Annotated in this window: 8 protein-coding genes; 6 read left to right on the forward strand and 2 right to left on the reverse strand. The window is 56.7% G+C overall.

Features of this window, described 5'->3' with window-relative positions; all coding sequences use genetic code 11:
- A partial coding sequence (locus M0974_RS28160) for an MFS transporter (RefSeq protein WP_367279063.1) occupies window positions 1-954 on the reverse strand: 954 nt, incomplete at its 3' end.
- A gap of 279 nt (window positions 955-1,233) precedes the next feature.
- On the opposite strand from M0974_RS28160, the gene M0974_RS28165 reads away from it, so the two are divergent.
- The 5 genes from M0974_RS28165 (at window position 1,234) to M0974_RS28185 (ending at window position 7,030) form a co-directional block, all read left to right on the forward strand.
- Window positions 1,234-2,436 (forward strand): mandelate racemase/muconate lactonizing enzyme family protein, encoded by a 1,203-nt coding sequence (locus M0974_RS28165; protein ID WP_297844897.1) that lies wholly within the window; start codon window positions 1,234-1,236, stop codon window positions 2,434-2,436.
- A 116-nt stretch (window positions 2,437-2,552) separates the two neighbouring features.
- Window positions 2,553-3,941, forward strand: coding sequence for an MFS transporter (locus M0974_RS28170; protein WP_297844904.1), 1,389 nt, complete (start codon window positions 2,553-2,555; stop codon window positions 3,939-3,941).
- A gap of 86 nt (window positions 3,942-4,027) precedes the next feature.
- On the forward strand, window positions 4,028-4,357 hold the full coding sequence (locus M0974_RS28175; RefSeq protein ID WP_297844898.1) for a hypothetical protein: 330 nt from the start codon (window positions 4,028-4,030) through the stop codon (window positions 4,355-4,357).
- Window positions 4,358-4,430: 73 nt separating this feature from the next.
- Window positions 4,431-6,155 carry a diguanylate cyclase gene (locus M0974_RS28180; RefSeq protein WP_297844900.1) on the forward strand — a complete coding sequence of 575 codons (1,725 nt, stop codon included), beginning with the start codon at window positions 4,431-4,433 and terminating at the stop codon, window positions 6,153-6,155.
- Between the two features lie 101 nt (window positions 6,156-6,256).
- The gene (locus tag M0974_RS28185; protein ID WP_297844901.1) at window positions 6,257-7,030 is read left to right on the forward strand and encodes an SDR family oxidoreductase; all 774 of its coding nucleotides are present in this window, start codon (window positions 6,257-6,259) and stop codon (window positions 7,028-7,030) included.
- Between the two features lie 50 nt (window positions 7,031-7,080).
- On the opposite strand, the gene M0974_RS28190 is transcribed toward M0974_RS28185, so the two are convergent.
- Window positions 7,081-8,064, reverse strand: coding sequence for an aldo/keto reductase (locus tag M0974_RS28190; protein WP_297844902.1), 984 nt, complete (start codon window positions 8,062-8,064; stop codon window positions 7,081-7,083).
- A 209-nt stretch (window positions 8,065-8,273) separates the two neighbouring features.
- Between M0974_RS28190 and M0974_RS28195 the strand changes: the two genes are divergently transcribed.
- A partial coding sequence (locus M0974_RS28195) for a LysR family transcriptional regulator (protein WP_297844903.1) occupies window positions 8,274-9,101 on the forward strand: 828 nt, incomplete at its 3' end.

Genomic DNA, 9,101 nt, shown 5'->3' on the forward strand with positions numbered 1-9,101 from the left:
AGTCTTACGAGCGAAGCTGAGAGATTTTCCGCGGCGTAGCAACATGTCCGAAAACAAGCCGCCCAGAACACCACCGAGGAAGCCACAAATGGCCGGGAGCGATGCAATGAATCCGGCTTTCAGAATGGTCATACCGCGTTCTTGCACCAGATAGACCGGAAACCAGGTGAGGAAGAAGTAGGTCAGGGCGTTTATGCAAAACTGGCCCAGGTAAATGCCACCCATCATCCGGTTGGTGAGCAGTTGCCGAATGTAGTCCCACTTGGGGCCGCCGTCTTTCTTCTTGTGCTGATCATCAAGGTCGACTAACCCACCGTTTTCTGCGATGTACTTGATCTCCTCAGCGTTGGCGCGGGGGTGATCCTTGGGGTTATAAATGACTTTTAGCCATACCACTGAAAACGCGATACCCAGCGCACCCATCACGATGAACACGTGCTGCCAGCCAAAGTGATAAACGATCCAACCCATCAACGGCGCAAACAGGGCCGTGGCGAAGTACTGCGCCGAGTTGAAGATCGCTGAAGCTGTTCCACGCTCTTTGGTCGGAAACCATGCCGCTACGATGCGCGCGTTGCCGGGGAAGGAGGGCGCTTCGGCCAGACCCACCATAAAGCGCAGCAGAAATAGCAACACGACAGCGGTAGCGATCCCGAACTCGCCTATGTACCCCTGCAGTAGGGTGAAGAACGACCAGGTGAGGATGCTACCTGCATAAACCTTTTTGGAACCGAAGCGGTCGAGCAGCCAGCCGCCTGGAATCTGGCCCAGCACGTAGGCCCAGCCGAACGCAGAGAAAATGTAGCCAAGGGTAACGGCGTCCAGCCCCAGCTCCTTTTGAATACTGGATCCGGCAATGGAAATGGTCGCACGGTCGGCATAGTTGATCGTGGTTACCAGGAACAGCATGAGCAGGATTAAATAGCGGACACGAGTTGGCTTGGGTTCTTGCATTGTCGAGTGCTCCCACGAATTATTGTTGTGCGGGTATAGGGATCGAAGCGTGTTCGTTCTAGCGTTGTAAGTTGTCGTACAACAATAGCGCTATCATAAACAGATAGCGCTATTATTCAGCGCTTTTTAGGGTGGTTTCAGGTGCTGGTGCGTTCGATCAGCTGGAAACCTGTATCGGTTTGGCTTGGTGACCGTATCGCCGTTGGCGGCAAAGCGATTTAGCAGCGCTTGCGCGACGGCTCGCACGCTCACCAGCGCTCGCTCTCCCCAGGAAAAACAATGTCAAAAATTACCTGCATACGTACGCTGCGCCTGCCAGAACGCCCGAAATTGATCTGGCTAGAGATCGAGACTGACGAGGGGCTAATCGGTCTCGGTGAATCCTTTCGAGGCGCCGCGACTGTCGAGGCCGCGGTGCATGAGCTGATTGCCCCGGGCTTGGTCGGTCGCGACTCGCGGCAGATTGAGGCGATTTCCCTGGAACTGACCACCCCCTATGTTGGGTTCCACAGCGCCGGTGCTGAAATCCGCGCCGCCAGTGCGGTGGACATCGCCCTATGGGACCTCAAAGGCCAGCGCCATGGCATCCCTATCTATGAAGCGTTGGGTGGCGCTTGCCGTGATCGCATTCGGGTGTACAACACCTGCGCCGGTTACGAGTTCAATACACAGCAAGGTGCTCGCCGGGAAATCACCCAGGCGGACATTGCTCAGGGCCCGTATGACGATCAATTAGCCTTCAGTCGCGATGCCGGGGCATTGGCAATCAGCTTGGTGGAGGAGGGCTACACGGCAATGAAAATCTGGCCCTTCGACCGTTTTGCACGCCAGGCGGGGGCTAACAGCATCACGTTGGCCGAGGTTAAAGAGGGGGTTGAAGCGTTCAGGCAGATTCGCCAAGCGGTGGGCAACCAAATCGAAATCATGTGTGAGTTACACAGCCTGTGGGACACCAGCGCGGCGTTGCGCATCTGTCAGGCGCTTGAAGAGTTCGAGCCTTACTGGGTTGAAGACCCTCTGTGCAAAATGGACGATGCCCGAGCATTGGCGGATTTGCGTAACCGCACCCGCGTGCCTATCTGTGCCAGTGAGACCCTGGGCGGCAGTGTCGCTTACCGTGACCTGTTAGCTGCCGGCTCCATGGACTACTTGATGTTGGACCTGGTCTGGTGCGGTGGTTTCACTGAAGCACGCAAGATCGCTGCATTGGCGCAGGTGTACAACAAACCGCTCGCACCCCATGATTGTACTGGGCCTGTTGCGCTGTTCGCGGGCCTGCAACTGGGCCTGCATGCGCCCACGGCCGTGTTGCAGGAGGTGGTTCGGGCATCCTTATCCACGTGGTACGGCGAACTGGTCACCCATCTGCCGGAGATCAAGGCAGGTTACGCCCACGCACCTAAATTGGCCGGGCTGGGCACCGCCTTGCGACCTGAGGTGAAGCAACGTCACGACGCAATCATCCGGGAGACCCGCGGCTGACGCCCGCGCCTACACGTTTGCTTCTTACTGCGCGATAGTATTGATTTAAACCGCAAAGGATCACCTCCGTGACATCACCTGCCACGCCAGATTCAAGCATCGCCGCCGAGCCCGGCATCAGCGTCCAAACCCGTCTTATTGCATTGGTTGTCGCGGTGACGTTTTTCATGGAAAACCTTGATGCGACGGTTATCGCCACCGCGCTACCAAGCATGGCCATTGGTTTTGGGGTTACTTCGATTGATATGAACGTAGGTATCAGCGCCTACCTTCTTGCAGTCGCTATCTTCATTCCGCTTTCAAGCTGGGTCGCCGATCGGTTTGGTACACGCACAGTGTTTGCTGGTGCGATCGTGGTTTTTACGGTTGCATCGTTCTTGTGTGGAATAAGTCAAAACCTTGAAATGTTTGTGTTGGCGCGCGTGCTACAGGGCATCGGCGGGGCCCTGATGGTGCCCGTGGGGCGTCTCGCGGTGCTTCGTAACACAGCAAAAAAAGACTTGGTGAACATGATCGCGCTGATTACGTGGCCCGGTTTGGTGGCACCAATTCTTGGGCCGCTGGTGGGCGGTCTGATCGTCACCCATGCCACGTGGCCGTGGATTTTTTACATCAACGTGCCGTTGGGCATTCTGGCGTTGATTGCCGCGCTGTGGCTTGTGCCGGTAGACCGCGCAAGCAGTGTTCGTACCTTTGACGGGAAAGGCTTTTTGCTGCTGGCGGGCGCCTGCGTTCTTCTCTTGGGTGGCCTCGAGTGGCTCGGAGGTCAGGAAGGCAAGGCGTTGATCACCGGCAGTGCGTTTGTTGTTTGTGGAGTGATCCTTGCCGGGTTGGCTATCCGGCACTGTAAACGTCACGCCAACCCGTTATTGCCCCTGAGTACGCTGTCTATCAAGACCTTTCGGGCCACCGTATTTGGTGGTTCGTTCTTTCGTCTGGCGATCAGCGCATTGCCATTTTTGCTGCCGCTGCTGTTCCAGGTGGGCTTCGGGCTATCCCCGGTGGACGCGGGCACATTAGTGCTGGCGGTGTTCGCTGGCAATCTGGCAATGAAGCCTTTCACAACGTCGATCATGCGTCGTTATGGCTTTCGCAAAATCTTGTTGGTCAATGGTGTGATTGGGATCATTTCAATTCTGGCGTGCGCATGCTTCACGCCCGCGACACCCTTTTGGTTGATCGCTGCGGTGTTATTCGCGGGTGGATTATCGCGGTCCATGCAATTCACCTGCTACAACTCCATCGGTTTCGCCGATGTGTCGAAGAGTCAAATGGGCGAAGCGTCGGCCTTGTTCAGCATGTTCTTCCAGTTAGCCATGGGGATTGGGGTGACCTTCGCTGCGTTATTGCTGCGTTTTTCAATGTCTTTGCAGAGCCATGAAGTTCACCCCCAGACGTCCGACTTCCGGATGGCCTTTATCGGCGTGGCGGTCTTGGGGCTCTTTGGTTTAATAGATGTGATCAGGTTGCCCAAGCATGCGGGAGAAAGCGTGCTTAAGCGTTGATGAGAAAAATACCGTGCATTGCTGGCCCTTTGACTTTGAACATGTTGTCAAAATCGTCGGCTTTTCAGGCGCTTAGGATTAGCCTCATGCGGATTTTGATGTCGACACTCGCAACGATTGTCTTGGTTAGCGTTGCGCTTTGCGCTCAGGCAAGGGAATTGAGCAAGAGCGACCGTTTTGTGTGCAGTTGGGGTGCAGGGATCGCAGGAGGTGCTCAGGCATCAAAGCTCTCTGGAGTTAGCCTTTACGGTGCCCGCAGGAAGTTACAGTACCGAAAGTTCCAACAAAGCTGGATGCGCATGATGGCGATGGGTATCACCGAACAGACATATAACAGTGCGTCGCGGCTCAAGCCTGAAGGCGTTGCGCGGACGTATCACGAAGAGTGCATAAAGCACGAATTGGCGCACAGGTAAATCGCAGTCGTGTGTTGCGCGGTCCATTAGTTGCATGTTGAGACGTCATTCGTCGGATTATTGACGTGTGAAAATGGCGCTGCCTGACTCACCCTCGATCCGGCAACTCGCTCACAAGGTGATTCTGGCCGTGATACTCGACCGTGTGTTTTCGATACCTGCGTCAGCTTGGTTGCTGTTGGCCTCAGCGTTCGCATTGGTTGTGACCCTGCGACTGGTGCCCCGACGCGAAGGGCCGGGACGCCGCGATCTGATCGGTTTTCTATGGGCGACGGTCTGGTGGAGCGGTTGCGCGATGACCGAGAATTTGCCATTGCCAGCGGATTATCGCTTGGTGTTCGGTAATCTCGCCTGGTTCAGCGTGACCTTGGCGCCGTTGCTGGCGTGCTTCCTGTTGTGGTCCAGCACCTTTGGTAGCCGGCGCCCTGTTTCAACAACGCTACGCGCCATTGCGATTGCTGTCAGTCTGGGCGTCTGCCTGGTCGCATTCATCAACCCTGCTCATTCGATGTACCAACAGGTCATCGCCTCGCCCAATGACAACGGTCCCTTGCACTACGTCCACGGACTGTTCTTTTATCTGACTGTCAGCGTGCTTTACATCATCGTGCTGCTGACCATGGCAATCACTGCATGGGCACAGCGCAGGTTGTCTGCCCGACGCCGTCGCATACACGTCGGTATAGTGCTTGCGATCAGCGTGCCGCTGGTTGCGAGCGCCTTTTATGCCACAGGTATGTTGTTGGTCTTCGCCTACGACCCAACCCCCTTTACATTCTTGCTCACCGCGCCGCTGCTGGCTTGGCTGTTGGCATATAACGACCTGTGTGACCCGCTGCCTATCGCGCGTCGGGCACTGCTTGATGTGCTCACCGACTCGGTCATTATTCTGGACAACGACGGGCGCATTGTTGACCTGAACCAGGCCGCCTACAATCTGGCGCAAGTGCCGCCGCGCCCCCTGGGCACTGTGTTTTCAAAGCTTTCTTACTGGCAACAAACGGTCAATTCGTCCCTCGCCCAACCGCGCCAGCCCATTTCGGTTCGCTTGCCGTTGGACCCTCCGCAATATTTTGAACTGACGACGACGGTACTCGAAGATTCGGGCGTCGTTGCCGGACACCTGCTACTGCTGCGGGACATGACCCATCGCCAGGAAACTGAAAATCGGCTGCAAGCCACACTGGATGCCTTGAATGTGCAACTGGCCGACAATTTGGTCCTGCAGGCCGATTTGCATGGGCAGGCACGAAGAGACCCGCTAACCGGCTTGTACAATCGGCGTGAGTTGGAAGAAGCCTTGCCCTCGATCCTCAGCGACGCAATGCAATTCAGCCGTCCGGTATCGGTTGCGATGATCGATCTGGATCATTTCAAACAGATCAACGACAACTACGGCCATGTGTTTGGCGATAGCGTGCTGAAAGTGTTCGCCACCCATCTGTCTCACATTTCACGCAAAAACGATTTGCTGTACCGCTTGGGTGGGGAGGAATTTCTCGCCGTCTTGCCCGACACCACACCTCTTGAAGCGGCCGAGGTCGTGGGTCGCTGGCTGGAAAGCTGCCGCAGCGGCTTGATGGTGGAGGGTCAGCTCTTGTTTATCGCGTTCTCTGCGGGAATCAATGCTGTGCCGACGCCTGAGTCAGACCTCGAAATGCTGGTTGCCCATGCCGACAACGCAACCTATATGGCCAAGCGTCGCGGCCGTAATCAGGTTGTGTGTTACAACCACGCTGATTCGACGACGACTCACTTAGCCGTGTCGGAAACGTCCAATGGCTCACCGATCGCGTAGAAGTGAGCCTTGGCCAAGTAGTTCGAACTTCTTCAGCGGTGTGACTGAAGTGGGGGTGTAGTCTGTGGACAAGCAACCACACTCTTCAAGGACACACCATCATGAAAAGCTTCGACGCAAAGGTCGTCCTGGTGACAGGCGGCTCTAAAGGGATCGGCTTGGCGTGCGCCAAGCAGTTTGCCGCCGAAGGGGCTCGCGTTGTGATCAGTTCGCGCTCGCAAGCCAATATCGACAAGGCTCTGGAGGTGTTGCCAGGCGCCATCGGCTTTGCTGCCGATCTCTCGGACGATGTTGCGGCTGCCGCATTGGTAGAGCGCGTTATACGAGAGATGGGTCCCATCGATGTGTTGGTGAATTCGGCGGGCGCCGCGAAACGCTCACCACCGGATGACCTGACCCCCGCGTTATGGCGTGCAGCCATGGACGCCAAGTTCTTCTCCACGATCAATGTCCTCGACCCAGTGGTTAAGACCATGGCTGCGCGCGGTCAGGGTGTGATCGTCAACATTATCGGTGCTGGCGGCAAGGTTGCGAGCCCGATACATCTGGCCGGAGGTTCGGCCAATGCCGCGCTGATGCTGGCGACCGCTGGACTTGGTAATGCCTACGCCGCGTCGGGTGTGCGAGTAGTCGGCGTCAGCCCTGGGCTCACGGAAACCGGTCGCGTCGCGGAAGGCATGGCGGCAGACGCAAGCCACGCAGGCATTACGGTGGAAGCCGCGATTGAGCGCAGCGTGCAAAAAATCCCTATGGGCCGCATGGCGAAGCCGGAGGAGGTCGCCGACCTGGTGCTGTTCCTCGCCTCAGACAAAGCCCGCTATATCACTGGCATCACCGTCACTATGGACGGTGCGCAGTATCCAGTGGTCGTCTAGCCAACGGATGCTCGGTCGACCTTCCCGGCGCTGGTTTATATGGAGCGGACTTAGCGGTCGACGCTCTGCTGCAAGTGAGCAGGGTAGCGCTCACCTACCACCGTAATGTGCGCAAGTGCGGACTCAATGGCGGTCAGATCTGCCGAGTTCAGCTCGATGGACGCAGCACCGTTGTTTTCCTCAAGGCGGTGCGGTTTGGTCGTGCCCGGAATCGGCACAATCCAGGGTTTCTGAGCCAGCAGCCAGGCAATGGCAATTTGTGCGCGGGTGGCGCCCTTGCCATCGGCTATGTGCCCCAGCACTTCTACCAGTTGCGCGTTGGCCTTGCGATTGTCTTGGTTAAACCGTGGAACCACATTGCGGAAGTCGTCTTTGGCGAACGAGGTGCTAGCGTCGATCGCGCCGGTCAGGAAGCCTTTGCCCAAGGGGCTGAAGGGCACGAAACCGATACCCAGTTCTTCCAACACGGGCAGAATGTCTTTTTCCGGCTCACGCCACCACAACGAATACTCGCTTTGCAGTGCGGTGACGGGCTGGACCGCATGAGCGCGACGGATGGATTGCACACCAGCTTCGGACAGGCCGAAGTGTTTGACTTTGCCCTGTTCAATCAACTGCTTGACCGCGCCGGCGACGTCCTCGATTGGTACGTTCGGGTCAACGCGGTGCTGATACAAAAGCTCAATGCGGTCGGTTTTCAGGCGTTTGAGGGAGGCTTCCACCACCGCTCGAATAGTGTCGGGATGACTGTCGAGCCCCTGCGCCACATTGCCATTTTTAAAGCCGAACTTAGTCGCAATTACGATCTCGTTGCGAAAGGGCGCCAAGGCCTCTCCCAACAACTCTTCGTTAGTGAACGGGCCGTAGACCTCGGCGGTGTCAAAGAACGTGACACCACTTTCGTATGCGCTGCGAATCAGCGAGATGGCAGCCGATTTTTCCATTGCCGGGCCGTAGGCGAAACTCAAGCCCATGCAGCCCAAACCGATGGCCGAGACTTCGAGGCCGCTGCTGCCTAATGTGCGCTTTTGCATGAGTAGTCTCCTGATAAGCATAAAAGATTTGTAGGAGCCAACTTGTTGGCCAAGGTCTATCGGTGCTTTGCCAGGAAAGACGCCTCGCCAACAAGTTGGCTCCTACAGCGGAAAATGATGGCCTTAATAGGTGAGAAACCACTCTATATTGCTGTAGTGTTCTCAACAATCCAGCAAACAGTGCATAGGTAGTTGAGGAAAATTCATAAATGATTCGTGCCGGGCTACCCGAGCTCACTGCCTTTATTGCGATCGCCGAACACCGCAGTTTCAGCGGCGCCGCCCGCGTGCTGGGGGTATCGCCGTCGGCGCTGAGTCATTCCATGCGTGGCCTCGAAGCACGGCTTGAGATGCGTTTATTCAACCGCACTACGCGATCAGTCGCGCTGACGGAGGCCGGCGAGCAGTTATTCCGTGGCGTTCGACCACTGCTCGGTGATCTGGAGAACGTCGTCAATGAGATCACTTCCACGCGCAACACGCCCTCAGGCTCAATCCGCATCAGCGCCTCGGAATCTTCGATCAAACCACTCATTCGTCATGTGGTTCCAGGTTTCCTGGCGGAGTATCCACAGATCCACATCGAGTTTGTGGCCGACAGCAAACTGGTGGATATCGTTGGCGACGGCTTCGATGCCGGCATTCGTGTGTTCGATGACGTGCCGCGAGACATGGTCGCCGTGCGCTTCGGTCCGGACATTCGTTTTGCGGCGGTTGCTTCTCCTGAATACCTCGAACACCATCCTGCTCCTACCGAGCCGAGTGATCTCAAGCAGCACCGCTGCATACGGTTTCGATTTGCCAGCGGCGCCTTGTTCCGGTGGGATCTTGAGCATGCAGGAATACGAACAAGCGTCGACGTCGAAGGCCCCATGACCATGGACAACATCAACCTGATGATTGAGGCTGCACTGGCCGGGATTGGTGTCGGCTGGGTGCCGGAAGCTCAAGTCGCGGACCATTTGACAGCCGGCCGTCTGGTCCACTTGCTGCCAGAGTGGAGTCCTACTTACCCGGGCCTGTGTTTGTATTACCCA

Origin of the sequence: Pseudomonas sp. (assembly GCF_026224925.1) — a bacterium.
Taxonomy (GTDB): Bacteria; Pseudomonadota; Gammaproteobacteria; order Pseudomonadales; family Pseudomonadaceae; genus Aquipseudomonas.